A 23,966-nucleotide genomic window follows, 5' to 3' on the forward strand; every position below is an offset into this window, starting at 1 on the left:
CGAATCAGCGGCCGCGACCCGGGACGGGCAACCCCAACCATCCCCGCGACCTGTGGTGGGCCCCACCCACCCGCTCGACGCCGCGCAGCAGCGGGTAGCGCTCGCGCACGGCAGCCTCGATCCGCTCGTGGAGCGTCGAGCTGGCGGCCGGGCAGTCCTCGCACGCGCCGCCGAAGTCCAGGGTCAGCCGCCCGCCCGCAGCGGCCGCCACCGTGATGACGCCCCCGTGGGATTCGACGTAGCCGGCGAGTTCGCCGTCGAGGATCTCCCGGGCGATCAGGCCGAGCAGCTCGTCGGATCCCTCGTCGACCTCCCAGCCGGGCAGGTCGACGGCCGACGAGACCGCGTCCCGGATCCGCGGCCCGTGCTCGGTCCACGTGTGGTCCGGGGCGAGCCACGTCCACACTCCCCCACGTTCGACGAACGCCTTGGTCAGCACCCCGTACTCGAGCAGCGGGCCGAGGGTGCCGGGGGCGGAGACCACGCGCCCCACCGGCAGGTCGACGTCCGTGACCCACCGGACCGCCGCGGGCTCTCCGGGGACGGCCTGGGGATGGATGCTGCGCTTCACAGGAGTGCTCCGACGATCGAGTGGGCAAGGAACGCCATCAGCCACGCGATGACCCCGAGGTGCACGAAGGCGATCAGCGGCCAGCGCCAGGTGCCGGTCTCGCGCCGCATGACGGCGAGGGTGGACATGCACTGCAGCGCGTAGACGAAGAACACCAGCAGAGCCGCGATGGTGGGCGGCGTGAAGACCTTCTCCCCGGCGCGGGGCCCCTCGGTGTGGGTCATCGCCTCGAGCGCGGCGGTGGGGTCCTCCGGGTCCGAGGCGGCGGCCACCTGGCCCAACGTCGAGACGAACACCTCGCGGGCGGCCAGGGAGGAGATGACGCCCACGTTGACGCGCCAGTCGAAGCCGAGCGGCTCGAACACGGGTCCGATGGCTCGCCCCACGGCGGCGGCGGCCGAGTGGTCCAGCGTGTAGGCAGTCACCGCGACACTGTCAGCCGGGTCCACCCCAGCCTCGAGCAACTCGTCGGTACCGCGGATCGGCAGGTTGAGCAGCGCCCACAGCACGACGGTGGTGACCAGGATGATGGAGGTGATCTTGCGCAGGAAGGCCTTGCACGCGTCCCATACGGAGATCAGCACGGTGCGCAGCCGCGGCATCCGGTAGCTGGGCATCTCCATGTAGAACGGCAGGCTCATGCCGGAACGTCCGACGATGCGCTTCCAGAACCAGGCCGACGTCATGGCGGAGGCGGCCCCCATCAGGTACAGCCCGAACATGATCAGGCCCTGCGCACCGATGAGGCCCCAGCGCAGGTCCGGCGGCACCAGCATCCCGATGAGCAGCACGTACACGGGCAGCCGCGCGGAGCAGGTCATCAGCGGGGCCGCCATCATGGTGGCGAGCCGGTCCTTGGCCGACGGCAGGGTGCGGGTGGCCATGATGCCGGGGATGGCGCACGCCATGGAGCTGAGCAGTGCGACGAACGCGCGACCCTCCAGCCCCGCGGTGGCCATCACCCGATCCATCAGGTACGCGGCCCGCGACAGGTAGCCGGAGCCCTCCAGCAGCGAGATGAGCACGAACAGCAGCGCGATCTGGGGCAGGAAGACCAGCACCCCGCCGACGCCGGCCAGCAGCGCGTCAGCGACGAACCGGCCCAGCCACTCCACCGGGATCGACGACCGGGCCACGTCACCCAACCAGGCGAAGGCAGCCTCGATCCACCCCTGCACCGGGGCCGCGACCATGAAGATGGTCTGGAAGAACGCGAACATCGTCGCGAAGAACACCAGTGACCCCCACACGGGGTGCAGCAGCACCCCGTCGAGGCGGCCGGTGCGCGAGTCGGGGTCGGGAGGCGCGAAGTGCGCGGCCTGGAGGATGGATCTGGCCCAGCCGGTCACCTCGTCCGGCTCGGTGGGCGGCGGCAGCGGCGGGGCGGGCCAGGCCGACGGTGCGGCCAGCACGTCGCGCAGTGCCTCAACCCCCCGTCGCTCCCCCGCCACCACGGGCAGGACCTTGACGCCCAGCGCCCGTCCGAGCCGCTCCGGGTCCACCCGGCCGCCGCGTCGGAGCAGCTCGTCGACGAAGGTGAGGACTACGACGGTGGGCAGGCCGGCCTGCTGCACCTGCGAGACAAGGCCGAGTCCGCGGCGGAGGTGGGTGGCGTCCACCACCACGACGAGGCCGGCGAGCTCGTGGGCCTCCTCCAACACCTGCGCGACGATCTCCTCGTCAGGGCTGATCGGGTCCAGCGAGTAGGTGCCCGGGAGGTCCTCCACGATGACGGGGCCGGCCGGGGTGTCCACCCGCCCCTCGTATCGCGACACCGTCACCCCGGGATAGTTGCCCGTCTTGGCCCGCAGGCCGGTCAGGCCGTTGAAGAGGGTGGTCTTGCCGGCGTTGGGGCTTCCGACGAGCGCGACCCGGGCGGCGTCGGGCAGCACTGGCGCTGCGGAGGTTCCGCCGTGGTGGTGGGTCATGCGGAGACGAGGATCCGCCGCGCCTCAGCCCGGCGCAGCACGATCTCGATGCCGCCCACGCGGAACATCAACGGGTCGCCGAGCGGCGCCTGCCTCAGCCTGATCACGGGTTCTCCCGGCGTGAATCCGAGGTCGAAGAGGCGCCGCGCGACGACGTCGTTGGCGTCGAAGGCGGCGATGGTGGCCGCCTCGCCTACCCTCAGTGCGTCCAGTGCGCGCGTCGTCCCGGCGTCCAGCTGTTGGGCTGTGATGCACCGACGGCTCACGAAGCGCTCCACGAGGGTCATGGAATTAAGCTAACACTGCGGTTGTCAATTGCGACCCCGGGGGTCAGTTATGAGCTGAGGCTGTCCTAAGCCCGCAGTCGTGCCACGTCGCCTCTGCGAAGTCCCCACCCCCGCACGCGGGCCGTGGATAGGGTGGAGGAGCAGTCAACTGGAGGACACCATGCAGTACACCCGCCTCGGCCGTTCCGGCCTTCTCGTCTCGCGCATCGTGCTCGGCACCATGAACTTCGGCCCGCACACCTCGGAAGAGGACTCGCACGCCATCATGGACCGGGCCCTCGACGCGGGCATCAACTTCTTCGACACCGCCAACGGCTACGGCGGTCAGGGCCATCGCGGCCGCACCGAGGAGATCGTCGGGCGCTGGTTCGCCAAGTCCGGCCGCCGCGACGAGGTGGTGCTGGCCACCAAGTGCTATGGCTCCACCCTCGACGAAGAGGTGCCGAACTTCTCGAAGCTGTCCGCCGTCAACGTGCGCCGCTCGGCGATCGCCTCCCTGCAGCGGCTCCAGACCGAACACATCGACCTCTACCAGATGCACCACGTGGACCGCGCCACCACATGGGAGGAGGTGTGGCAGTCGATGGACCGCCTCGTCGCCTCCGGCGACATCGTCTACGTGGGCTCGTCGAATTTCGCCGGCTGGCACATCGCCGCGGCCAACGAGGCCGCCAAGGCGCGTCACTCGCTCGGCCTGGTCAGCGAGCAGTCGCTCTACCACCTCGCCGCCCGCACCATCGAGCTTGAGGTCCTCCCGGCGGCCCGCCACTACGGCCTCGGCGTCATTCCGTGGTCGCCGCTGGGCGGCGGCCTGCTGGGTGGCGTGCTGCGCAAGATCGAGGAGGGTCGCCGCGCAGACGCGGGCATGCTCAAGCGGGTCGAGGAGAAGCGGGCGCAGCTGGAGCAGTGGGAGGCGTTCTGCGACGAGCTCGGCCACGCGCCCGGCGACGTGGCACTCGCGTGGTTGCTGCACCAGGACGGTGTCACCGGACCGATCATCGGGCCTCGCACCATGGAGCAGCTCGAAGGCGCCCTCCGCGCGGTGGAGATCACCCTCGACGACGCCGCCTTGAAGCGCCTCGACGAGATCTTCCCCGGCCCCGGCGGAGCCGCGCCGGAGGCCTACGCCTGGTGACCGGAGGCTGAGCCGTGGCGAAGATCACGAGCCTCGACGAGGCCACCCGGATCCTGATCCTCAGCGGGGCCGGGCTGTCCACCGCGGCGGGCATCCCGGACTTCCGCGGGCCTGAGGGTCTCTGGACGCGGGACCCGTACGCCGAGCTGGTCTCCACTCTCTCCTGGTATCTCCGCGACGACGACGTGCGCAAGGCGGCCTGGCGCCGTCGGGCCCACCCCGCGATGTGGGCCGCGCAGCCCACTCGCGCGCACCGGGCCATCGTCGAGCTGGAGCGGGCGGGGCGGTTGCGCGCGATCGTCACGCAGAACACCGACGGTCTGCACCAGTTGGCCGGCAGCAACCCCGAGCTGGTGCACGAGATCCACGGCTCGGCGCGCACCTGGCGCTGCGAGATGTGTGGGCGCACCGGTCCGATGGAGGAGATGCTGGAGCGGGTTGCGGCCGGCGAGGAGGATCCGCGTTGCCCCGCGTGTGGGGGGATCACGCGGGCCACCGTCGTGCTGTTCGAGGAGGTCCTCGACGCCGACGTGCTGGGCGCCGCGGTGGCGGCGGCGGAGGACTGCGACGCCATCGTCGCCGTCGGCACCACTCTCGGCGTCTATCCCGTCGCCGGCCTGTTCCCGTTGGCGTTGGAGCTCGGGGCGTACGGAGTGATCGTCAACGCGGAGGCCACCGCCTACGACGACGACGCGGACCAGGTCATCCGCGGTCAGCTCGACGAGGTCCTCCCGGCTCTGCTCGGGGTCGCCGATGAGTGACGAGGTGGTGGAGCGCGTGCTGCGGGCCGTGGAGCAGGTCCCGCCGGGGCGAGTCGTGGCCTACGGCGACATCGCGGCTCTTGTCGGCACGTCGCCCCGCCGGGTCGGCAGCATCATGACCAGTTGGGGCGGTGAGGTGTCATGGTGGCGCGTGACCAACGCCTCCGGGCGAATGCCCGAGCATCTGCTCCCGCTGGCCCGGAAGCAGTGGCAGCGCGAAGGCATCGACGCCGACGGCGACCGCTGCCTGATCAGCCGCTGCCGGGCGGACCTGGAGCGCCTAGGCGACGACTATCGGGCCGCCGTTGCAGATCTGCCTGACCGCCCATTTATGGACGCCCCCTAGCGCTCAACACCTTGTTGGGTGGACACTGGCGGCGTCACCGGAGACGCACCCCCAGCGTCGGTGATCGGAAGTGAGTTGCATGACGGAAGAGCCGGAGTACGAGCACACCTCGGGCATGACGCAGTCGGCGATGCGATCGTCGAACCTCGCGTTGGTGTTTCTGCGCGTGGTGGAACACAGCGGGCACGTGTCGCGCGCGGGAATCGCCCAGCAGCTGGGCATGACGAGATCGACGGTGTCGCGGCTGGTTGACGAGCTGATCTCCGGCGATCTGGTGACCGAGGGCGAGGCGGCCAGCGCCGGCCGGGGCCGCCCCGCGGTCCCGCTGTTCATCAAGCCGGGGACCACGTTCGGGCTGGGCCTGCATGTCCGCCTGGGCAGGCTCGCGGTGGGCCTCGTGGACCTGACCTCCAAGGTGACTGCCTCCCGGGAGGTGGCCGCGGATGCCAAGCGCCTGGGTGTCGCGGGGACCATGGCCGAGTTGGAGCGGCTCTCACGTAGCGTCCTGGAGGAGCTTCCTTCCGCCGGCCGCCTCATCGGCGCCTACGTGGCGCTGCCCGCCTTGGTGGATCGCAAGGCCGGCCTGATCGTGCGCTCCACTCCGCTCGGCTGGGAGGGGGAACGCCCGGCAGATCACTGGTCTCTCGCGCACGACGGCGTGCCTGTGTCGCTGAATATCGCCAACGACGCGGACAGCGGCGCGGTGACCCTGCTCCGGGACGCGCACGGCGGGTCGTTCATCCTGCTCTGTGGGGATGCCGGGGTTGGAGGCGCCATCGTCGTCAAGGGCAGGCTGCACCTCGGCGAGCACGGCTGGGCCGGTGAGATCGGCCACGTCTGCGTAGACCCGCGCGGGGCACCCTGTCCGTGCGGTTCGGTCGGCTGCCTGGAGACGGTCGTTGGCCTGCACGCCCTCCTCTCAGCGGCCAGGCAACCCACCCTGGAGGCACTCATGCACGCCCTCTCCCACGGCGACGAACGGGCCCAGACGGTGATCCGCCGCGCCGCCGGCGCCCTGGGGATCGCGCTCGGTGCTGCGATCAACCTCTCCGACGTGTCCACCGTGCGACTGTCCGGTCACTTCGCCCACCTCGAACCCTGGCTGCGCGAGCCTCTGCACCGGCAGTTGGCGGGCCGGGTGGTGTGGGCCCGCAAGACACCCATGGAGGTCACGGCGTTGACCGACGCACCCCTGCGGTCGGTGATGGGGGCGGGGCTGGCGGCCATGGGCCCCGTCTTCAAGGATCCCGAAGGATGGCTGGCCGCCCGCGCCGGCCACTACCACCTCTGAGCCGGTCGGTCCACACAGCCGTCCACACAGTTGTCCACAGGTTCGCGGAGCGAAAAGACCGCAGGTCACCGCGAAGGGGTCAGGCCTCGTCGGACTCCACGGACTTATCCTCCGGGTTATCAACAGCCTCGGATTCCACATCGCTGACTGCGCGCATCCGGGCCCAGGACCAGAGGACGAGGCCGATCAGCACCATGGGCAGCGACAACCACTGACCCATGCTGAGCCCGAGCGAGAGGAAGCCCAGCTGCGCGTCGGGCTCGCGCCAGAACTCCGCGATGAACCGGAACAGCCCGTAGCCGGCGATGAATGCGCCGGTGATCTGGCCGCGGAAGCGGGGCTTGCGGGCGTAGAGCCAAAGCAGGATGAACAGCAGGACGCCCTCGAGGAGCATCTGGTAGAGCTGCGACGGGTGGCGCAGGACGTCGCCCCCGGTGGGGAACCGCATGGCCCACGGCAGATCTGCCGAGGCTTCGCGGCCCCACAGCTCGCCGTTGATGAAGTTGCCGAACCGGCCGGCGGCCAGGCCGATGGGCGCGGCGGGCACGAGGAAGTCCGCCACCTGGAGGAAGGGGCGCTTCTCGCGGAAGGCGAACCAGGCCAGGCCGAGCGCCACGCCGATGGCGCCGCCGTGGAAGCTCATCCCGCCATCCCAGATCTGGAGGATCTCCAGCGGGTTGGCGAAGTAGTAGGCCGGATTGTAGAAGAGCGTGTAGCCGAGGCGTCCGCCCACCATGACGCCGATGATGGCCGCGAGCAGGATGTCTTCGATGCTCGTCCGGGTCCACGGCCTGGGCGTGGTGATGGACCGGTACGGCTCGTGCCGCAGTCGCAGGATCATCAACCCGTACCCCATCGCGAACGCGAGGAGGTACATGAGGGCGTACCAGTGGATCTTGAGGCCGAAGATGTTGATGGCAACCGGATTGATGTCCGGGAAGGTCAGCTCGAGGGGTGTCACGGCCCCAGCTTTCCATACCGCGGCAAGGTGGCCGAAGGCCCGGCCCATCACTCCTCGTCGGGCTGCCAGGCTCGCGGCGAGATGTCTGGCCGGTTCGCCCACGGCTGGCTCATCAGCGGCGACGAGATCAGGACATCGGCGGTGGCGACGTTGCACGCCATGGGCACGTTCCACACGGCCCCGATCCTCAGCAGCGCCTTCACGTCAGGATCGTGGGGCTGCGGCTCGAGCGGATCCCAGAAGAAGATGAGCGTGTCGATCCGGCCTTCGGCGATCATGGCGCCGATCTGCTGATCCCCACCCACGGGGCCGGACAGCAGCCGGGTCACGGGCAGCCCGAGCTCGTACTCCAGCATCGTGCCCGTGGTGCCGGTGGCGAAGAGGGTGTGGTGGCTGAGGGTGCCCCGGTTGTAGTTGGCCCAGCTGAGCAGCTCGGCCTTCTTGTTGTCGTGCGCCACGAGGGCGATGTTGTGTTTGATGTCCGGCATGTCTGCCGCCTCTCATCCGTGTGAGGCCAGCGTAGGCCTGCACGAACCGCTGGGCGCGGCTTAGCCGTCTGTTGCCTCCACCTGCTCGATCGGGGTCCCCGCGCGGTCCGGCTCAAGCAGCGGGGAGTCCGAACCACCGCCGCGACACCGCCGCGATCCGCTGCCTCAGCATGCCCCCGCCGCCGCTGGTCACCACCAGGCCGTAGACCATCCGCACGGCCGTGAGCACATCGTCGACGACGAGGTCCGCGCGCACCTCCCCCGCCTGCCTGGCGGCCTCCACATGTGGGCCGAACACCGCGACCACACGCTCGTTGCCGCCGAAGTCCGGCATCTCGCGCCGCGCCTCCACCGCCATCTCGACGAACGCCGCGGATTCCACCACGCTGTCCACCATCACTCCCCACAGCGCGCTGAAGGAGCCCGGGCCCACCTCGGCGCCCGCGGTCTCGAGGCGGACGAAGTTCTCCTCGAACACCGCTAGCGCCAGGTCCAGGCGCTTGGGGAAGTGCCGGTAGAGCACCCCCTGGCCGACGCCGGCCCGCTTGGCGATGGCCTGCATCGGCACCTCGTAGCCCCGTTCGGCGAAGAGTTCGCGGGCGGCAGCCAGCACCGCGCGGCGATTCTCGGCGGCCGCTGCGGGTCCCCTATTGATCCGACGGTGATGGGCGGGCATGCTGGACAGCATAGAACCGGACATAGATGTCCGGTATGAGGAGGAGAGATGACGCAGACTTTCGACCACACTTTCGATGTGGTGGTTGTGGGCTCGGGCGGGGCCGCAATGGCCACCGCGCTGGGCGCCGTCGACGAGAAGCTGGACGTGGTGATGCTGGAGAGCACCGAGAAGTGGGGCGGCAGCACGGCCATGTCGGGGGGCGGCCTCTGGCTGCCCAACAATCCGTTGATGCAGCGGGAGAGGGTCTCAGACTCCCGCGAGTCCGCACTCGAGTACATGGAGGCGTGCATCGGGGACGTCGGACGGTGCACATCGCGCGCACGCAAGGAGGCCTTCGTCGATTCGGTATCGGACTTCGTGACCACCGCTGAGCGCTACGGGGTGGAGTTCGTCCGCGCGGGCGAGTACCCGGACTACTACCCCGAGCTGCCCGGTGGACGGATCGGGCGCGCCGTGGAAGTGAAGCCGTTGGATTCGAAGGTGCTCGGCGACTGGTACAAGACGCTGCGGCTCACCGCGCCCCTTCCCATCAAGACCGACGACGTATGGCTCATCCAGCGCGCCTGGTCCACCTGGGGCGGATTCAAGCGCGGCGCGGGCCTCGTGTTCCGGATGCTCGGCTTCCTGGGCACCGGGAAGCGGGGCGTGGGCATCGGCGCGGCGCTGGCCACCGCGATGTTCGCGGGCGTGGTGCAGAAGGGCGGCGCGAAGCTGTGGCTGAGCAGCCCCGTCGAGGAGCTGATCTTCGACGGCGACCGCGTGGTGGGCGTGCGGATCACCCGCGACGGCCGCACCCAGACAGTGGGCGCCCGCCGCGGCGTGATGCTCGCGGGCGGCGGATTCGACCGCAACGCCCTGATGCGAGTGCAGTACCACGGCATCGAGGGCGACAGTTCCGGCAACCCCGGCAACCTGGGCTCGGCCATCGGGCTCGGCCAGCGCGCGGGCGCTGCGCTGGAGCTGATGGACGACGCGTGGTGGGGCGCGTCCGTGATCGGCGCCGACGGCGGGGACCCGTCGTTCATCGTGGGCGAGCGGGCGCTGCCCTACTCGATCATGGTGGACGGCCGCGGGGAACGGTTCGCCAACGAGGCGGAGTCGTATGTGGACCTCGGGCACCACATGCTGGAGCACGACAAGGACGGCGCCTACTGGATCATCGGCGAGGCCCGCCACGCGCGCCGCTATATGCGCACCTACGCGATGGATCCGCGCACCAACAAGAAGCTGGCGGCGGAGGGGTCGATGGCGAAGGCGGACACCGTCGAGGCTCTGGCGCGGAAGCTGCGGATGGAGCCCGCCACGCTGCGCGCCACCGTCGACCGCTTCAACGCGTTCGCCCGGGCCGGCGTGGATGACGACTTCGGCCGCGGGAGGTCCGCCTATGACCGCTACTACGGCGATCCGTCGGTGATCCCGAACGCCAACCTAGGCCCGCTGGAGAAGGGTCCGTTCACGGCGTATCGCGTGGTGATCGGCGACCTGGGCACGAAGGGAGGCGTGGTGACCGACGAGTTCGCGCGGGCGCTGCGTGAGGACGGCTCGGTGATCGAGGGCCTGTACGCGGCGGGCAACAACTCGGCCTCCGTGATGGGCCGCACGTATCCCGGCCCCGGCTCGACGATCGGCCCAGCCGCGGTGTTCGGCCTCCGTGGGGCCCGCCACATGGCCGGCGCCGGATCGGCGGGAGACCTCGTGGGTGCGGGAGGCTCAACCTCCGCCGGCTGACGGCGGCGGTGCGCTGCCAGCACGGTCATACAGAGATATGAGCATTTGGGATCACCGGCTCGAATGCCTCATAACTATGCATAACTATGACTCGCTCCCCGGGCTCGATAGGCGAAGGCGGAGCACCTCAGACGTGATCAGGTGTGGTGTGCCAAGGTGGGAGGCATGCAGACTTCCATTTTGGGTAGGACCGGCCGCACCATCGGCGTCGTGGGACAAGGATGCTGGCAGTTCGGCGGCGATTGGGGCTCGGTCAGCGACGACACCGCCATGACGGTCCTCCACACCGCCGCCGACGAGGGCGTCACCTTCTTCGACACCGCGGACGTCTACGGCGACGGGCACAGCGAGGAGCTCGTCGGCCGCTTCCTCAGGGAGCGCGCCGACGATTCCCTCACCGTGGCCACCAAGCTGGGCCGCCGCGCCAATCCGCACACCCCGGAACAGTTCACCCGCGACAATCTCCGCGCCTGGGCCGACCGCTCCCGCAGCCTGCTGGGCGTCGAGGCCATCGACCTGATCCAGCTGCACTGCCCGCCCACACCGGTGTACTCCGACGACTCGGTCTACGACGTGCTCGACGAGATGGTGGCCGAGGGCCGGATCCGCCACTACGGCGTATCCGTGGAGACGGTCGACGAGGCCCTCACCGCCATGGCTCGTCCCGGGGTGGCCAGCATTCAGATCATCCTCAACGTGTTCCGCCGCAAGCCGTTGGAGCGAGTGCTGCCGGCCGCCGCCGAGGCGGGGGTGGGCATCATCGCTCGGGTGCCGCTGGCCAGCGGGCTGCTGACCGGCCGGTTCACCAAGGCGACGACCTTCGCCGTGGAGGACCACCGCACCTACAACCGTCAGGGCGAGGCCTTCGACCAGGGCGAGACGTTCAGCGGTGTCCCCTACGACGTCGGGGTGGAGGCGGCGCGAGAGTTCGCCGCCATCGTGCCCGACGGCGTCACCCCGGCCCAGCTGGCGCTGCGCTGGATCATCGATCAGCCTGGGGTCTCAGTCGTCATCCCGGGGGCGAGCCGGCCGGAGCAGGCCCGGGCGAACGCGGCGGCGGGGTCGCTGCCGTCGCTGACCGCTGAGCAGTTGGCGGCGTGTGAGCGGATCTACGACGAGTACATCCGCGGGTACGTGCACGACCGCTGGTGAGGCGTCGGCCGGGCCTACGATGGAAGAGGCATCACAATCCGGCCGAACATCTGGCCCCGCTGAGAGGTGGCATCCATGATCCCCGTCCACATCGTCGGGCTCGCACTGGACGTGAAGTCGCAGCCGGTGGTGATCCTGAAGCCCGTCGGCGAGGAGACCGGAGAGGGCAGGATGCTGCCGATCTGGATCGGCGGGCTCGAGGCCGCCGCGATCCTTCAGGGCGTCAACGGCGACCCGGCACCCCGGCCGCTCACCCTGGACCTGATGCGGCATGTGCTGGAAGCGTTGGATGCCTCGGTGGAGAGGGTCGCGATCACCCGCATCGAGGGCGGCACCTTCTACGCCGAGATCACCCTGTCCACGCCCGGCGGGCAGCTCGTGCTGGATGCGAGGCCCTCGGACGCGCTGGGCCTCGCCGTCCGCACCGGGACGGTGATCTGGGCGGCCGAGTCGGTGCTCGACGACGCCGCCATCCCCGACGACCGGGAGCACGAGGTGGACGAGGAGGCCGAGGTGGAGGCGTTCACCAAGTTCCTGGAGGATGTGGAGCCGGAGGACTTCCAGGGCTGAGCCGGCGCCGACCCCGCTAGCGTGTGCCCATGGCAACCCCCGAATTCATCCTGAAGCTGCGTGAGAAGGTGGGTCACGCCCCGCTCTGGCTGACCGGCACCAGCGCCATCGTCGTGCGCGACGGCGAGGTGTTGCTGGTGCGGCGCGCAGACAACGGCGCCTGGACTCCGGTCACGGGGATCGTCGATCCGGGCGAGGAGCCCGCGCAGGCCGCCCGCCGGGAGCTGCTCGAGGAGGCGGGGGTGGTGGGCGAGCCGGTGCGGTTGGTCTCGCTGCGGGTGACGCCGATGATCACCTACGACAACGGAGATCAGACCCAGTACCTGTCCGTCGAGTTCCTCTTCCGGTGGGTGAGCGGCGAGCCCCACCCCGCCGACGACGAGAACACGGAAGCGCGATGGTTCCCCCTCGACGATCTGCCGCCCTTGTCGCAGTGGCATCGGGAGGCCCTCGAGCACGCCCTGACAAGCGACGAGGCCACCCACTTCGTGCGGTGATGGACATCGGCGACGGCGGGGAGGGTACCGTCGAAGGTCCGTCCTGCGCTTCCCGCGAACGGCGGAGCAGAGGTCTCTCGACGGTTCCCTGGGTCTGGTGGATCCCGGGCCAGGGGCGGAGAGAGTGAGAATCCGGGGAGATAGCGCCCTATGGCGTCCAACTCCCCGGATTCTCACCAAGTGGGTGCTCGCGTCAGCTGACGGCGCGTGCCTCCTGCAGGACCTGCGGAGGCATGGCTCGCCGCAACTTCCAGGTGATCGCAATCGGTCGCTCACCTCGGTGATCGACGTAATCGACGTCCCCCAGCAGCAGATACGGCGCGCCAGTGCCGAACTCCCACATCGCGGTGTTCCTCACGAAGAGCGCCACCTCGGCGCCATTGGTGCGTTGGGTCACGTAGCGCTGCCCCGTCGGTGATTCGACGGTGGTCCGGGACTGCGACTCCCAGTGGAACAGCGATGCGTTGATGGCGTAGTCGCGATACATCGTGGTTGGCGAGAAGCCGCGCTCGGTCTTGACGAGTGTGACCAGCAGCGCGTCGACGTCGACCTCCCGGTTGTAGAACACCCCCTCGCGCAGATTCCCGGGCAATCGGCTGAGGCTGGCGTACCCCAGAGCGGCCGCAAGCTCCTCACGTGAGTACCGCGCATGCGACCTGAGCGGCGTGTCACGGAGCCGTCCGACGAGGGGGCGCGCCACGTGTTCGGCGTGGTCAAGCGCCCAATCGAGCACCATGCACGCCTCCTGCCTGAAGGCTGGCTCATCACGCAGAGCCGTCAGGCCATCCTCGACGCTGGCGAATCCTCCGCCGTGCGGCAACAGGGAGAAGAAGAGCATTTCGGCCCAGCGTCGATCAGAGGGCTGGAGGTGCTGGTAGTGGGGGGCGGCGTCCGCCAGCAGCCTCGTGTAGGCCGCGTGGCGGTCCACATCGTCGACGTGAACCAGCGCCTTGACGCGTTTGAGGAGCTGCGCCTCCAGGTGCCCGCCCGCCGGTGTGGGCAGGCCCGCCTCGCGGCGCAGCTCGGTGAACGACTTCTTGCCCAGCAGGTCAGGAAGCTCGACGCCGCTCTCGTCCAGGTACGTGCGCAGGTCGACGTCGCCGACGGCCCGCAGTTCGGCGACGAGGTGCTTCCACCGTGTGGCGATCTGAGCCTTGATGTTGTCCAGGACGCGCTCCTGAGTGATGTCGTCGAGCACTATCTGCGAGCCCGACGGCAGGTAGGGGAAGCCGCGCTCTACCTGCTCTCTCAGTGACTTCCGCGACCCTCCGACGATGGCGCGGAAGCGCTGGGCGACGTTGAAGTCCTTGCGGTGATGGCCCACGAAGTCCAGCACCGTCAGCACCGGCTTGTCCGGAGTGCGCCTGAGGCCGCGCCCCAACTGCTGCAGGAAGATCGTGGCGCTCTCCGTGGGGCGGAGGAACAGCAGGGTGTCGACGTCCGGGATGTCGACGCCCTCGTTGAACAGGTCCGCGGTGAAGATCGCCACCAGCTCACTCGCAGTGAGCCGAGCGACGGCTGCCTTGCGTTCAGCCTCAGGGGTGTCTCCGTCGACGGCCACCGCGGGAAGACCCGCGTCGTTGAACACCTTGGCCATGTAGCGCGCGTGCGACACGTCCACACAGAAGCCCAGGGCCCTCATGGCACCCGGGCTGGCCACCTTGCGGGACAACTCCTTGAGGACGACACGCGATCTGGCGTCGTTGCCCGTGAAGAGCCCAGACAGCTGCCCCACGTCGTAGCGTCCCCGCCGGAAGTCGACGTGGCTGAGATCCGTGGTGTCGGCGATCCCGAAGTAGTGGAACGGGCTGAGGAGGTCCGAGCTGAGCGCGTCCCAAAGCCTCAGCTCGTAGGCGGCACGGTTGCCGAAGAAGCTTCGGACATCGACACCGTCGGCACGCTCCGGGGTTGCGGTGAGGCCCAGGAGTTCGGCCGGCTTGAAGTGGTCCAGGATGCGGCGGTAGCTCGACGCCTCAGCGTGGTGAAACTCGTCAACGACCACCACCTCGAAAGCCGATGAGTCCATCTGAGCCAGCGATTCGGCGCTCAACGACTGAACCGAGGCGAAGACATGCTGCCACCGCGAGGGCCGATAGCCGGCAACGAGCAGCTCACCGAAGCCTCCGTCGGCCAGGACCTCGCGGTAGGTGCGCAGGGCTTGCTCCAAGATCTCTCGGCGATGCGCCACAAACAGGAGGCTGGGCCGCCGACCCGCTGCCCGAGCGAGGTTGCGGTAATCCAGCGCCGCCACCACGGTCTTGCCTGTTCCGGTGGCCGCGACGACGAGGTTGCGGTGCCGGTCATGCACGTGGCGCTCCACGTCGAGGGCCTCCAGGATTCGCTCCTGGTGCGGCCACGGATGCACCTCGAGCCCCGAAATCGCGAGGGAGCCCGTCGCCCGGGTCTTCCCCGAAGCCTCCGCGAGGGCGCGGTCCAGACGATCCCCGTCGTCGGGCGTGTAGGGCTCGAAGGCCTGATCGTTCCAGTAGCTGTCGAAGGTGGCGCTGAATTTGCGCAGCAGGTCCGGAGTGGAGGTCGACGTGAGCCGCACGTTCCACTCGACGCCGTCCAGCATCGCCGTGCTGGTGAGGTTGGAGGACCCGACGTAGGCAGTGTCGTATCCCGTGTTGCGGAGGAATCGCCAGGCCTTCGCGTGGAGCCGGGTGCGGGACGTCTCGTAGCTGATCCGGACCTCGGCGCCGAAGTCTTGGATCAACCGATCGAGGGCCGCTCGCTCCGTCGAGCCCAGGTAGGTGGAGGTGATCACGCGCAGCGGGACTCCCCGCTCGCGGAGGCTGCTGAGCTGCTTCTCCAGCGTGCGGATGCCGTACCACCTGATGAACGCGCACAGGAGCTCGACGTGGTCGGCGGAGCCGAGCTCGGAGGCGATCTCGCTCCCCATCGTCGGCTCGCCTCGTGAGTTGGTGAGGAGGGCAGGCTGCGACAGGGGTGTTTCCGGAGCGCCGAGGTAGCGCGCTGGGTGCCCGGGGATGGCGGGGCGCAGGAGTGCAAGCAGGCGACGAGGCTCGCCTGCGACGAGGTCCCCCTCGGATCCCATGCCGGCGATCACCTCATCGACGAGCTCACGGCTACGTTTCTCACCCACGTCCTCGAAGGCGGCCAGTGACACTCGGCGCACATGGTGGGCAAGCACATCTGCGAGTTCTGCGGACTCGATGGCCGCGAGGGTGGGGTCCAGGCCAGAGACCTCAATCTGGCGCTGGAGCGCCCGGGTGACCAACGCGTCGTAGAAACCCTCTGGCACATCGCTGCTGCTCACGGCCCCAGCATGTCAGCTGGCTGCGACGAAAGACCGCGCGCCTCGCCTTGTCAGCGGGGTTCGGCTGGAAGATCCGCGTGCATGTCGAAGTTCGGGACTCGTACTCCCCGGGTCCAGTTGTCGGTGTTCTCACGCTCGACGACGAACCCGAACCGTTCGAAGGCCGGCCTGGCCGTGCGGCTGGCGTGGGTCACCACGCGGGCGAGCCCGCGCCGTCGCGCCTCTTCAAGGACCGCCGCCACCAGCTGCCTCGCGACACCCTGGCCCCCGAAGTCGGGGTGCACGAACAGCATGTCGAGGACCCCGTCGTCGGTGAGGTCGCTGAACCCCACCACCCGGTCACCCTCCACCGCGACCAGAGTCCACGCCTGGGCCCGCCGTCGGCCCCACGCCTCGAGGTCCACCTCGTCGGGTGACCAGGCCTCCAGCTGCTCGGGCGTGTAGTCCGCGCGAGCCGTCACGCGCACCGCAGCGTGGAAGACCTGCCAGGTGGGTTCGACGTCGAGGTCGCGGTAACGACGGAGCGTGACGGGCATCCGGCAACGCTACCTTCGAGGTCACCCGCACAGCCCACATGCGCGCTGCCCACAGGCGTGACAATGGGTCTGGCCACTGCTGACCGTCACATGTAACTTGCTGGTATGGCCGTCAGGGACCGAGTGGGGCAACACCGCCACAGGATGCGAGCACGGGGCTACCGCCCGGTGCAGATCTGGGTGCCCGACGTGCGCACCGAGCAGTTCGCGCGCGAGGCTCGCCACCAGGCGGCGCTCGTCGCGCAAAACGACCGTGAAGGAGATGACCAGGACTTCATCGAGGCCGTGACGGTGGGCTGGGACGAGGAATGAGGCGGGCAGAGGTGTGGACCGTGGCGAGCGGGATCCATGCCTCCACACCTCGTCCGGCCGTCATCGTCCAAGACGATGTCTTCGAACTCACAGATTCAGTCACCGTCGCTCCCCTGACGCCGACCCTGGTCGATGCGCCCCTCCTTCGCCTCCGGGCCCCAGCGGGCGGTATCACCGGCCTGGCTCAGGACAGCGACGTGATGGTGGACAAGCTGACGACCGTGCGGCGCAGCAATATGCAGGTCAGGATCGGGCGCCTCTCAAGTCAGCAGATGGTCGAACTGGAGCGCCTCCTGATGACGTTCCTTGGAATGGCCCGATAGGTCAAGCTCCGATGACATCAGGCGAGGACCCCGGCACCCACAAGCCCGTCACCTTCGAGAGCTGCTCCCACGTCGAGGGGCCGTTCTACCACGGCACGAAGTCGGCGCTGGAGCCCGGCACCGAACTCGTTGCAGGCTACGGCTCAAACTTCCACGCGGGGCGGACGTCGAACAACATCTACTTCTCGGCGCTGGTGGAGACGGCAGTGTGGGGAGCGGAGCTGGCCACGGCCCTGGCCGACAGCGCCGAAAGCGGCCACGTCTACGTAGTCGAGCCCACGGGACCGTTCGAGGACGACCCCAACGTGACCAACAAGCGCTTCCCTGGCAACCCCACGCAGTCCTACCGGACCCGGCACCCTCTGCGCGTTGTCGCGGAGCTTGAGCACTGGGAGGGTCACGACCCAGCGGTGCTCAAGGGCATGCTGGACCACCTCGCCCAGCTCCGGGAGCAGGGACTCGACGTCATCGAGGACTAGCCGGTGGGCGAGGACTCGACCACTGGCGTCATCGGCGGCGGGTCTCGAAGGGTCGTCTCGGACCCCACAAGCAGTTCGTGCTGAACCTCACGCCACGACCCTTCGAGACGCGCCGCGCCGCTGCGCGGACGACGCTCCTCAGGGAACGAGAAGGTGATCAGGACAGGCGGCCGGTCGGTTCTAGAGGACGTACTCGAACAGGTGGAACTGGTTCAGGTCAGTTCCGTCGTAGCGCACTGTGTGGCAACCCAGATCCGTGAAGCCGCACCGTTCATACAGCCTGCGCGCGGGGATGTTCTCGACATAGGTGTCCAGGCGGACAGTCCGGCAGTCCTGTTCCCTCGCGACCCTGATCGAGGCGTCCACGAGGAACCGGGCCACGCCCATTCCGAGATGGTCAGGCACGACGCCGAGTGCGTGGACGATCAGCACCTCCTCCTGCTCCGCCTCGATCGCCCAACCCGCCTCCTGGTACGCGTCGGCTGCGTCGTGATTGAGCACCACAACGCCGGCGACGGTGTCGTCGTCGACGGCCAGGTACAGCTCGCCTGCTTCAACCCACCCGGCGACCTCCGCCGGCGTCGGGTGGTCCTCGGTGTGCCAGTGGGGGTAATCCACGGTCTCGGCGAGGTGGTCGATGATCTTCCGGTAGGCCGCCTGCGCCGCCGCGGTGTCAGGCGTCTCGGCTCGTCGGAAACTCAGGTCCATGCTCGGTGTCCTTCTGTCGAAGTGGGTCACAGATGTCTATCTTCCGACGGTATCGGGCTACGCCGGACGATGGTGTGTCGACCGGTTCGGTCAGACAGCCGGGTGGACGAGGCCGTACGCCGTGGTGGCGAGCAGTGCAGTCCCGATGAGCAGTAACGCCATTCCGCCCAGGAGGGTGACAAGTCGGTCAGCGGTGGAGGACCGATGGAAGCCGAACAGCCTCACCAGGGCGATCGTCGCCGCCCACCACAGCCCGGCCCCGAGCACGACTGCTGCGCACAGCGCGGCGGTGCGCATCTCGGCACCGTCGCCGGGCCCGATGAACTGCGGCAGGATCGCCGCGAAGAAGAGCAACGCCTTCGGATTGGTCGCGTTCGTGACGAACCCGCGCACGTAGCCTCCCTGCGCCCGCCCCCCGGTGATGCCCTCGGTATCCACCCCGGCCCCCGCACTGCGCGCCGCGTGCAGCATGCCCGCGCCTATCCATAGCAGCACTCCGGCGCCGAGCACCTGCACGGCGGTCAGCGCGCCTGGCGCGGACACCAGCAGAGCAGTCGCACCCGCCGCGGCGAGCAGCGCATGCAGCATCAACCCGGTGACGATGCCTGCGGCCGCCGAAGCGCCTTCCCGCACGCCGCGGGTGGCCGAGTGCACCACCAGCACCAGGTCCGGGCCGGGCACGGCCAGCGCCACCACCAGAGCGACGGCGAACGCCGCCCACGACTCAGCTCCCACCATGCCTCCAACCCGAGATTCCGTCCCGGGCAACGTTATGGGTGGATTCGCTACCGTTCGCTCATGAACGAACCCCAGAGGAAAGATCACCGATCTCCCGAACTGGATTCGGTGGACTGGGCGATCCTCGAACTGCTCCAGGTGGATGCGACCATCCCCAACAAGGACATCGCCGCCAAGGTGGGTGTGGCCCCGAGCACCTGCCTGGAGCGGATCCGGAGGATGCGCCGCAACGGCACCATCGTCGCGACGCGCGCTCACGTGCTCCCCAGCCTCCTCGGGAAGGGCGAACAGGCGTTCCTCGGCATCCAGATCCGGCCGCACGCACGAGACACCGCCAACGACTTCGTGCAGAAGGCCCTTGCCCTGCCCGAGACGCTCGCGCTCTACAACGTCAGCGGCAGCGAGGACTACCTCGTCCACGTCGCCGTGGCCAGCAGCGCGGAGTTGCAGACGCTCATCATCGACAAGCTCCTCGCCATTCCCCAGGTGGCTCACTGCCGGACCCAGCTCATCTTCGGCGAGCCCTGGGTGGCTCCGTTGCGGCACCCTCCGGGACCCGCCGAGCCCTGAGACTCAAGCCTGGCCGTCAACGCGACGAGGGGGCCGCGCACCCCCGCGCGGCCCCCTCGTCGATCCCCGAACGCTACGACACCAGAGCGAACACACCCCAGGTGAGCAGGAAGCCCGTCAGGCCCAGGATGGTCGACAGCACGGTCCACGTCTTCAGGCCGTCCTTGACGCTGAGGCCCAGGTACTTCGTCACGATCCAGAAGCCCGAATCGTTGATGTGGCTGAGCCCCAGGCCGCCGAACGCGATGGCGAGGGTGACCAGCGTCATCTGGGTGGGGTTGTAGCCCGCGGCCAGGATGGGCTGGGCCAGCAGTCCGGCCGCGGTGAGGATCGCCACCGTCGCGGAGCCCTGCGACGCGCGGAGTGCGAGCGAGATGAGGAAGCCGGCCAGGATGATCGGCATGTTGATGGCGATCAGTGCCTCCGAGAAGGCCGCGCCGATGCCCGAGGTGACGAGCACGTTGGCGAACACTCCGCCGGCGCCGGTGACGAACACGATCACCGCGACATCCGGCAGCGCCGAATCCAGCACCGAGCCGCGCTTGCCCAGCGACCACTTCTGGTTGTGACCCACCACCAGGTACCCCACGACGACGGCGGTCAGCAGCGCGATCGGCGACGAGCCGATCATGCCCGCCAGCCCGCGGGCGGTGGAACCCTCCGCGAGCGTCATGTTGCCGACGGTTCCCACCATGATCTGCAGGATGGGCAGCAGGATCAGCGCCAGCACGGTGCCGGCGCCGAGCACCCGCTTCGGGCCGTCGACGGCAGCGTCGTGGATGACGGCGGCCTTCGTGGCCGGCGACTCCAGCAGCTCGTACTTGTGCGCCTTGATCAGCTTCGAGGCGTAGAACCCGACGATCGCGGTGACGGCGGCGATCGGCAGGCCGATGAGCAGCATCATGCCGACGTCGGCGCCGGTGATGCCCGCGGCCGCGACCGGGCCGGGGTGCGGGGGCAGCGCGACGTGCACGGTGAGCATGGCGCCCGCGACGGGGAGCCCCAGGACCAGCGGGTTGAGCTTGGCCACGCGGGCGAAGCCGAACACGATGGGCGCCAGGATGATGAAGCCGACGTCGAAGAAGACGGGGATGCCCAGCACGAAGGCGGCGGCCGTGACCGCTGCGACGACGCGCTTGGGTCCGAGGACTGCGGAGAATTTCTCCGCCAGGGCGTCGGCGCCGCCTGAGACCTCGATGAGGCGGCCGAGCATGGCGCCGAGGCCGACGACGATCATGACGCTGGAGAGCGTCTTGCCCATGCCCTCGGTCATGGTGGGCACCACGTCGGTCAGGGCGATGCCCGACGCCAGCGCGGTGCCGAACGCCACCAGCAGCAGCGCCACGAAGGCGGACATCTTGATCCGGATCACCAGGATCAGCAGCAGGACGATTGCGCCGACGGCTATGCCGAGCAGGCTTGCGGCTCCCATGGCTCAGCCCTTCTTCGGGGTGACGAGGCGGATGACGGAGGAGTCGTCCATGGCGGCCTGGCCGTTGGCGAGGCCCTGGAGGTACAGCTGCTCGGCGGCCGCGGCCACCGGCACGGGCATGCCCACGGACTTGGCCGCGGAGGTGACGATGCCCATGTCCTTGACGAAGATGTCCAGGCGGCTCTTCACCTCGGCGTCCTCGCCGGCGTAGGCCTGGATGGCGCGGGGTCCGCGGTCGCCCAGCATGAACGATGCCGCGGCGCCGGACATCAGCGCCTCAAGCGCCTTCGTCTGGTCGAGTCCCAGCTCGCCCGCCAGGGCCATCGCCTCGGCGGCGGCGGCGATGTGCACGCCGCACAGCAGCTGGTTGACGGTCTTCATGCACTGACCCTTGCCGGGGGCTTCCCCCACCCAGACCAGGTTGGAGGCCATCGCGTCGAGCACGGTGCGGCAGTGCTCGTAGACGGCCGGGTAGGCGCCGACGGTGACCAGCAGGTCGCCCTTGCCCGCGCGGGCGGGGCCGCCGGAGACGGGGGCGTCGGCCAGGCCGATGCCGTCGTCCGCGAGTCGTGCCGCAACGTCCTCGACGGCCTGGATGCCGACGGTGGAGGTGAGGATGATCGCGGCGCCGCGGCTCAGCGCCGGGACGATCCCCGCCTCGCCGTAGAGCAGCTCCTCGAGCTGAGACTGGTTGCGCACGGCGACCAGGACGATGTCGGCGCCGTCGGCGGCGTCACGGGCGGACTTCCGGCAGGTGATGCCCGCATCGGTGGCGAGCTGGACGCGCGCCTCGGCGATGTCGAAGGCGGTGACGGTGAAGCTCTGGGCTAGCCAGGTGGCCATGGGCAGGCCCATGGCGCCGAGTCCGAGAACAGCGATGTTCATGGAAGTGGGGTCCTTTCGAGGGTGAATCAGGCTTGGGTGAGCGTGTCGACGACGGCAGCAAGGGAGTCGGCGGCGCCGACGTTGCCGGCGAAGACCACGTAGGGGATTCCCGCGGCGGGGCCGTCCTGGCCGGACCACAGGGAGACGATGCCGGGAAGCATCGGGCCGACGACATTGGCATGGCGGAAGCCGAGGCCCTTCGTCGCCACGTCCGAGGAGGTGATGCCGCCCTTCGCCACCACGAAGCGCGGCGGGTTGGCGGCCAGCACGCGCTGGACCACCTCGACGACGGCCGCGGACACCTGGCGGGAGATGTTGAGCGACTCGTGGCCGTCGGCTCCGGTGACCAGGGCGCGGGAGGTGCGGACCACGACGGTGCCGTCGTTGAGCGCGTCGGCGGCGCGGGCGGCGATGTCGGCGACGTGAGCGTCGCGGGCGGCGGCGTCGATGACCTGGGCCACCTCGATCTCCAGCTCGACGGGATGCATCGCCTCGCGGAGGTGGTTGAGCTGGCGGGTGGTGAGGTCCACGTGGCTGCCGACGACGACGAGGCCGCCCTTGGCCAACTCACGCTCGCTGCGGGAGCTGCGGATCTCGTCGAGGGTCACCGGCGGATGCACGGCCTGGCCGATGCGGGCGCGGGTGAACGGCGGGCCGACGCGGTAGATGAAGCGCGACCCGGCGGTCTCGGCCTCCATCAGCGCGAGGGAGAGCTGGCGGAGGTCCTCCTCCTCGACGATGTCGACGACGATCACGCGGGCGTCTGAGGCGGAGCGCAGCAGCGCGACGGTGTGGGCGCGGTCGGTGCGGAGCGTGGTGAGGTCGATCAGGATGACGTCCGCGGCGCGGGTGGCGCCGTCGGTCTTCTCCTCCACCCACTCCGCGAGGCCGGACGACCGGTAGCCGAACGTGGCGTCGCGGGCGAACTCGGTCTCCCCCACCGGAGTGAAGCCGGCGGCGCGGGAGCCCGCGTAGTGGACGCCGTCGACGGTGATGCGGCCGGCGTCGCCGAACGCGGGGACCACGACGATGCCGTCGACGCCGTGGCCGGTGGCGGTCCGGATCTCCTCGGCGATGGTCAGGGGCTCCAGAGGGAAGTGGCCGCGCAGCGTCGAGTCGGAGCGGGAGACGAACGCGACGCGAGTGTCGCGGGCGGCCTCGAGCGCCGCAGCGACGACCTCGCGGTTGACCCGCTCTGCGTCGGCGGGGGCCAGCGAGCGCGAGTTGGTCATCACGTAGACGGCGGGCTTGCCGGTGCCGAACGCCCAGCGGAAGTCGTCGACCTCCCAGGCGGTGAGGACGGGGAGGTCGGCCACCGACTGCGTGCCGGTGGGGTCGTCGTCGAGGACGACGTAGACGGTGTGGTCGCCCGCGCGGTGGCGCGCCTCGACGACGTCATCCGCGGTCACGGACACCACGGACGGATGGTTGGTCAACAGATCGGACAGTTCCACTGTCATGTCACTCCTTTGTGCTCAGACCTCAGAGGTCTTAGGAAAGAATGACACAAGGATTGTCCGGGTGCAAGACCCTGCCCACCGCAAATGAGGCTTCAACACCGGCCGAGCCGCTCCGCGGCCGACGCCGGGCTCAACCGCGGGGGGTCGGGACCTACAGCGCCGCGATGTCGTCGTGGGTCTGCTTCATGTGGGCGCGCATCGCGTCCTTCGCGGCCGACGCGTCGCCGCCGGAGATGGCCTCCAGGATTCGACGGTGGTGCTCCTGCGCCCGCGCCCTTACGTCCTCGCGCGCCGCCGTCGTCTGCCGCGACGCCGACAGAGCCTCGGCCAACGGCTGCATGATCGCCGCGAGGAACGGGTTGCCCGAGGCCTTCAGGACCAGGCCGTGGAACGCGAGGTCCAGCCTGACCACCTCGTCGACGTCTCCTCGGGTCGCGGCCTCGTCATACCCGTCGAGCACCGCCCGCATCCCGGTGAGGTCGACGTCGTTCCGGTTCTCAGCGGCGAGCCCCGCCGCGCCCACCTCCAGCATCCGCCGGACCTGGGTGAGCTGGATTCCGAGCTCCCGCGACGGTGTGGTCCGCGCCAGCACGCCGATGAGGGTGGGCAGGTCCCGCCACTCCTCCCGGGCCGTGACGAAGGTGCCCCGCCCGTGCACCACCCGCAGGACGCCGCGGTCGCTCAGCGACCGGACCGCCTCGCGCATGGTGGGCCGACTGACGTCCAGGAGCGCAGCGAGATCCGCCTCCGGCGGGAGCGAACCGCCGACTGGGAAGGTGCCGTCGACGACGCGATTGAGGATGCCCTGAATGGCCTCGTCCACCAATCCCCGCCGGCTCATGCCTCCCC

General features: G+C 69.4%; 26 protein-coding genes. 12 read left to right on the forward strand and 14 right to left on the reverse strand.

Translation table 11 applies throughout. From position 1 onward, the window contains the following. Nucleotides 1-4: 4 nt before the first annotated feature. The 3 genes from ACZK39_RS06210 to ACZK39_RS06220 are packed head-to-tail and all read right to left on the reverse strand — an operon-like array spanning nucleotide 5 to nucleotide 2,786. Nucleotides 5-571: a NifU family protein gene (locus ACZK39_RS06210; RefSeq protein WP_463612847.1), complete on the reverse strand. Its 567-nt coding sequence runs from the start codon at nucleotides 569-571 to the stop codon at nucleotides 5-7. Continuing rightward, a complete protein-coding gene (feoB, locus tag ACZK39_RS06215; protein ID WP_463612848.1) occupies nucleotides 568-2,499 on the reverse strand; it encodes a ferrous iron transporter B in 1,932 nt (643 codons plus the stop codon). The genes ACZK39_RS06210 and feoB overlap by 4 nt, the downstream gene beginning before the upstream one ends. Continuing rightward, nucleotides 2,496-2,786 (reverse strand): FeoA family protein, encoded by a 291-nt coding sequence (locus ACZK39_RS06220; RefSeq protein ID WP_182781007.1) that lies wholly within the window; start codon nucleotides 2,784-2,786, stop codon nucleotides 2,496-2,498. Before ACZK39_RS06220 ends, feoB begins: the two co-directional genes overlap by 4 nt. A gap of 160 nt (nucleotides 2,787-2,946) precedes the next feature. Here ACZK39_RS06220 and ACZK39_RS06225 point away from each other — a divergent pair, with 160 nt between their 5' ends. The 4 genes from ACZK39_RS06225 (at nucleotide 2,947) to ACZK39_RS06240 (ending at nucleotide 6,319) form a co-directional block, all read left to right on the forward strand. Then, entirely contained in the window at nucleotides 2,947-3,921 is a 975-nt protein-coding gene (locus ACZK39_RS06225) for an aldo/keto reductase (protein ID WP_463612849.1), read from the forward strand. Nucleotides 3,922-3,935: 14 nt separating this feature from the next. After that, nucleotides 3,936-4,682, forward strand: coding sequence for an SIR2 family NAD-dependent protein deacylase (locus ACZK39_RS06230; protein WP_463612850.1), 747 nt, complete (start codon nucleotides 3,936-3,938; stop codon nucleotides 4,680-4,682). Next, the gene (locus ACZK39_RS06235) at nucleotides 4,675-5,028 is read left to right on the forward strand and encodes an MGMT family protein (RefSeq protein WP_182781009.1); all 354 of its coding nucleotides are present in this window, start codon (nucleotides 4,675-4,677) and stop codon (nucleotides 5,026-5,028) included. Before ACZK39_RS06230 ends, ACZK39_RS06235 begins: the two co-directional genes overlap by 8 nt. Nucleotides 5,029-5,107: 79 nt before the next feature. Then, nucleotides 5,108-6,319: an ROK family transcriptional regulator gene (locus tag ACZK39_RS06240; protein ID WP_182800584.1), complete on the forward strand. Its 1,212-nt coding sequence runs from the start codon at nucleotides 5,108-5,110 to the stop codon at nucleotides 6,317-6,319. Nucleotides 6,320-6,398: 79 nt separating this feature from the next. Here the strand turns inward: ACZK39_RS06240 and lgt are convergent, their stop codons facing one another. The 3 genes from lgt to ACZK39_RS06255 all read right to left on the reverse strand — a co-directional run bounded on the left by lgt (nucleotide 6,399) and on the right by ACZK39_RS06255 (nucleotide 8,444). Further along, nucleotides 6,399-7,280, reverse strand: a complete 882-nt coding sequence (gene lgt / locus ACZK39_RS06245) for a prolipoprotein diacylglyceryl transferase (protein ID WP_463612851.1) — start codon at nucleotides 7,278-7,280, stop codon at nucleotides 6,399-6,401. 47 nt (nucleotides 7,281-7,327) lie between these two features. Then, a complete protein-coding gene (locus ACZK39_RS06250; RefSeq protein ID WP_459055715.1) occupies nucleotides 7,328-7,768 on the reverse strand; it encodes a methylglyoxal synthase in 441 nt (146 codons plus the stop codon). Between the two features lie 112 nt (nucleotides 7,769-7,880). Beyond that, nucleotides 7,881-8,444: a TetR family transcriptional regulator gene (locus tag ACZK39_RS06255; RefSeq protein ID WP_463612852.1), complete on the reverse strand. Its 564-nt coding sequence runs from the start codon at nucleotides 8,442-8,444 to the stop codon at nucleotides 7,881-7,883. A gap of 48 nt (nucleotides 8,445-8,492) precedes the next feature. On the opposite strand from ACZK39_RS06255, the gene ACZK39_RS06260 reads away from it, so the two are divergent. The 4 genes from ACZK39_RS06260 (at nucleotide 8,493) to ACZK39_RS06275 (ending at nucleotide 12,394) form a co-directional block, all read left to right on the forward strand. After that, entirely contained in the window at nucleotides 8,493-10,175 is a 1,683-nt protein-coding gene (locus ACZK39_RS06260; RefSeq protein ID WP_463612853.1) for an FAD-binding protein, read from the forward strand. Between the two features lie 165 nt (nucleotides 10,176-10,340). Beyond that, nucleotides 10,341-11,327, forward strand: coding sequence for an aldo/keto reductase (locus ACZK39_RS06265; RefSeq protein ID WP_463612854.1), 987 nt, complete (start codon nucleotides 10,341-10,343; stop codon nucleotides 11,325-11,327). Between the two features lie 75 nt (nucleotides 11,328-11,402). Continuing rightward, the gene (locus ACZK39_RS06270) at nucleotides 11,403-11,897 is read left to right on the forward strand and encodes a bifunctional nuclease family protein (protein WP_463612855.1); all 495 of its coding nucleotides are present in this window, start codon (nucleotides 11,403-11,405) and stop codon (nucleotides 11,895-11,897) included. A 29-nt stretch (nucleotides 11,898-11,926) separates the two neighbouring features. Next, complete coding sequence (locus tag ACZK39_RS06275) at nucleotides 11,927-12,394, forward strand: NUDIX hydrolase (RefSeq protein WP_182800591.1); 468 nt, start codon at nucleotides 11,927-11,929, stop codon at nucleotides 12,392-12,394. A 193-nt stretch (nucleotides 12,395-12,587) separates the two neighbouring features. Here the strand turns inward: ACZK39_RS06275 and ACZK39_RS06280 are convergent, their stop codons facing one another. Both ACZK39_RS06280 and ACZK39_RS06285 read right to left on the reverse strand, forming a co-directional pair. Beyond that, entirely contained in the window at nucleotides 12,588-15,674 is a 3,087-nt protein-coding gene (locus ACZK39_RS06280; protein WP_463612856.1) for a DEAD/DEAH box helicase, read from the reverse strand. A 50-nt stretch (nucleotides 15,675-15,724) separates the two neighbouring features. Beyond that, nucleotides 15,725-16,210 carry a GNAT family N-acetyltransferase gene (locus tag ACZK39_RS06285; RefSeq protein WP_463612857.1) on the reverse strand — a complete coding sequence of 162 codons (486 nt, stop codon included), beginning with the start codon at nucleotides 16,208-16,210 and terminating at the stop codon, nucleotides 15,725-15,727. 105 nt (nucleotides 16,211-16,315) lie between these two features. Here ACZK39_RS06285 and ACZK39_RS06290 point away from each other — a divergent pair, with 105 nt between their 5' ends. Genes ACZK39_RS06290 through arr form a run of 3 tightly spaced genes read left to right on the forward strand, consistent with a single transcriptional unit; the run spans nucleotide 16,316 to nucleotide 17,324 of the window. Next, nucleotides 16,316-16,522, forward strand: a complete 207-nt coding sequence (locus ACZK39_RS06290) for an antitoxin MazE family protein (RefSeq protein WP_463612858.1) — start codon at nucleotides 16,316-16,318, stop codon at nucleotides 16,520-16,522. Continuing rightward, nucleotides 16,519-16,845, forward strand: a complete 327-nt coding sequence (locus tag ACZK39_RS06295; RefSeq protein ID WP_463612859.1) for a type II toxin-antitoxin system PemK/MazF family toxin — start codon at nucleotides 16,519-16,521, stop codon at nucleotides 16,843-16,845. Before ACZK39_RS06290 ends, ACZK39_RS06295 begins: the two co-directional genes overlap by 4 nt. Nucleotides 16,846-16,856: 11 nt before the next feature. Continuing rightward, entirely contained in the window at nucleotides 16,857-17,324 is a 468-nt protein-coding gene (gene arr / locus ACZK39_RS06300) for an NAD(+)--rifampin ADP-ribosyltransferase (protein WP_463612860.1), read from the forward strand. 180 nt (nucleotides 17,325-17,504) lie between these two features. Here arr and ACZK39_RS06305 read toward each other — a convergent pair whose 3' ends face one another. After that, nucleotides 17,505-18,032, reverse strand: a complete 528-nt coding sequence (locus tag ACZK39_RS06305) for a GNAT family N-acetyltransferase (protein ID WP_463612861.1) — start codon at nucleotides 18,030-18,032, stop codon at nucleotides 17,505-17,507. Between the two features lie 90 nt (nucleotides 18,033-18,122). Then, complete coding sequence (locus ACZK39_RS06310) at nucleotides 18,123-18,770, reverse strand: LysE family translocator (protein ID WP_463612862.1); 648 nt, start codon at nucleotides 18,768-18,770, stop codon at nucleotides 18,123-18,125. 60 nt (nucleotides 18,771-18,830) lie between these two features. On the opposite strand from ACZK39_RS06310, the gene ACZK39_RS06315 reads away from it, so the two are divergent. Further along, nucleotides 18,831-19,340, forward strand: coding sequence for an Lrp/AsnC family transcriptional regulator (locus ACZK39_RS06315; protein WP_182781022.1), 510 nt, complete (start codon nucleotides 18,831-18,833; stop codon nucleotides 19,338-19,340). A gap of 73 nt (nucleotides 19,341-19,413) precedes the next feature. Here ACZK39_RS06315 and ACZK39_RS06320 read toward each other — a convergent pair whose 3' ends face one another. The 4 genes from ACZK39_RS06320 to ACZK39_RS06335 all read right to left on the reverse strand — a co-directional run bounded on the left by ACZK39_RS06320 (nucleotide 19,414) and on the right by ACZK39_RS06335 (nucleotide 23,958). Then, nucleotides 19,414-20,772 (reverse strand): GntP family transporter, encoded by a 1,359-nt coding sequence (locus ACZK39_RS06320; RefSeq protein WP_463612863.1) that lies wholly within the window; start codon nucleotides 20,770-20,772, stop codon nucleotides 19,414-19,416. Nucleotides 20,773-20,775: 3 nt separating this feature from the next. Further along, a complete protein-coding gene (locus ACZK39_RS06325) occupies nucleotides 20,776-21,657 on the reverse strand; it encodes an NAD(P)-dependent oxidoreductase (protein WP_463612864.1) in 882 nt (293 codons plus the stop codon). 26 nt (nucleotides 21,658-21,683) lie between these two features. Then, on the reverse strand, nucleotides 21,684-23,117 hold the full coding sequence (locus ACZK39_RS06330; RefSeq protein WP_459055704.1) for a four-carbon acid sugar kinase family protein: 1,434 nt from the start codon (nucleotides 23,115-23,117) through the stop codon (nucleotides 21,684-21,686). A gap of 151 nt (nucleotides 23,118-23,268) precedes the next feature. Beyond that, complete coding sequence (locus tag ACZK39_RS06335; protein ID WP_459055703.1) at nucleotides 23,269-23,958, reverse strand: FadR/GntR family transcriptional regulator; 690 nt, start codon at nucleotides 23,956-23,958, stop codon at nucleotides 23,269-23,271. Between the last annotated feature and the right edge of the window lie 8 nt (nucleotides 23,959-23,966).

The sequence above is a fragment of the Tessaracoccus luoxuelianae genome, from assembly GCF_055326245.1.

What these genes read in the sequence shown, in the direction of transcription:
- feoB (WP_463612848.1), bottom strand. Translation starts at nt 2,499, where the DNA reads ATGACCCACCACCACGGCGGAACCTCCGCAGCGCCAGTGCTGCCCGAC.
- ACZK39_RS06220 (WP_182781007.1), bottom strand. Translation starts at nt 2,786, where the DNA reads ATGACCCTCGTGGAGCGCTTCGTGAGCCGTCGGTGCATCACAGCCCAA.
- ACZK39_RS06225 (WP_463612849.1), top strand. Translation starts at nt 2,947, where the DNA reads ATGCAGTACACCCGCCTCGGCCGTTCCGGCCTTCTCGTCTCGCGCATC.
- ACZK39_RS06235 (WP_182781009.1), top strand. Translation starts at nt 4,675, where the DNA reads ATGAGTGACGAGGTGGTGGAGCGCGTGCTGCGGGCCGTGGAGCAGGTC.
- ACZK39_RS06240 (WP_182800584.1), top strand. Translation starts at nt 5,108, where the DNA reads ATGACGGAAGAGCCGGAGTACGAGCACACCTCGGGCATGACGCAGTCG.
- ACZK39_RS06250 (WP_459055715.1), bottom strand. Translation starts at nt 7,768, where the DNA reads ATGCCGGACATCAAACACAACATCGCCCTCGTGGCGCACGACAACAAG.
- ACZK39_RS06255 (WP_463612852.1), bottom strand. Translation starts at nt 8,444, where the DNA reads ATGCCCGCCCATCACCGTCGGATCAATAGGGGACCCGCAGCGGCCGCC.
- ACZK39_RS06260 (WP_463612853.1), top strand. Translation starts at nt 8,493, where the DNA reads ATGACGCAGACTTTCGACCACACTTTCGATGTGGTGGTTGTGGGCTCG.
- ACZK39_RS06265 (WP_463612854.1), top strand. Translation starts at nt 10,341, where the DNA reads ATGCAGACTTCCATTTTGGGTAGGACCGGCCGCACCATCGGCGTCGTG.
- ACZK39_RS06270 (WP_463612855.1), top strand. Translation starts at nt 11,403, where the DNA reads ATGATCCCCGTCCACATCGTCGGGCTCGCACTGGACGTGAAGTCGCAG.
- ACZK39_RS06275 (WP_182800591.1), top strand. Translation starts at nt 11,927, where the DNA reads ATGGCAACCCCCGAATTCATCCTGAAGCTGCGTGAGAAGGTGGGTCAC.
- ACZK39_RS06285 (WP_463612857.1), bottom strand. Translation starts at nt 16,210, where the DNA reads ATGCCCGTCACGCTCCGTCGTTACCGCGACCTCGACGTCGAACCCACC.
- ACZK39_RS06290 (WP_463612858.1), top strand. Translation starts at nt 16,316, where the DNA reads ATGGCCGTCAGGGACCGAGTGGGGCAACACCGCCACAGGATGCGAGCA.
- ACZK39_RS06295 (WP_463612859.1), top strand. Translation starts at nt 16,519, where the DNA reads ATGAGGCGGGCAGAGGTGTGGACCGTGGCGAGCGGGATCCATGCCTCC.
- arr (WP_463612860.1), top strand. Translation starts at nt 16,857, where the DNA reads ATGACATCAGGCGAGGACCCCGGCACCCACAAGCCCGTCACCTTCGAG.
- ACZK39_RS06305 (WP_463612861.1), bottom strand. Translation starts at nt 18,032, where the DNA reads ATGGACCTGAGTTTCCGACGAGCCGAGACGCCTGACACCGCGGCGGCG.
- ACZK39_RS06310 (WP_463612862.1), bottom strand. Translation starts at nt 18,770, where the DNA reads ATGGTGGGAGCTGAGTCGTGGGCGGCGTTCGCCGTCGCTCTGGTGGTG.
- ACZK39_RS06315 (WP_182781022.1), top strand. Translation starts at nt 18,831, where the DNA reads ATGAACGAACCCCAGAGGAAAGATCACCGATCTCCCGAACTGGATTCG.
- ACZK39_RS06320 (WP_463612863.1), bottom strand. Translation starts at nt 20,772, where the DNA reads ATGGGAGCCGCAAGCCTGCTCGGCATAGCCGTCGGCGCAATCGTCCTG.
- ACZK39_RS06325 (WP_463612864.1), bottom strand. Translation starts at nt 21,657, where the DNA reads ATGAACATCGCTGTTCTCGGACTCGGCGCCATGGGCCTGCCCATGGCC.
- ACZK39_RS06330 (WP_459055704.1), bottom strand. Translation starts at nt 23,117, where the DNA reads ATGACAGTGGAACTGTCCGATCTGTTGACCAACCATCCGTCCGTGGTG.
- ACZK39_RS06335 (WP_459055703.1), bottom strand. Translation starts at nt 23,958, where the DNA reads ATGAGCCGGCGGGGATTGGTGGACGAGGCCATTCAGGGCATCCTCAAT.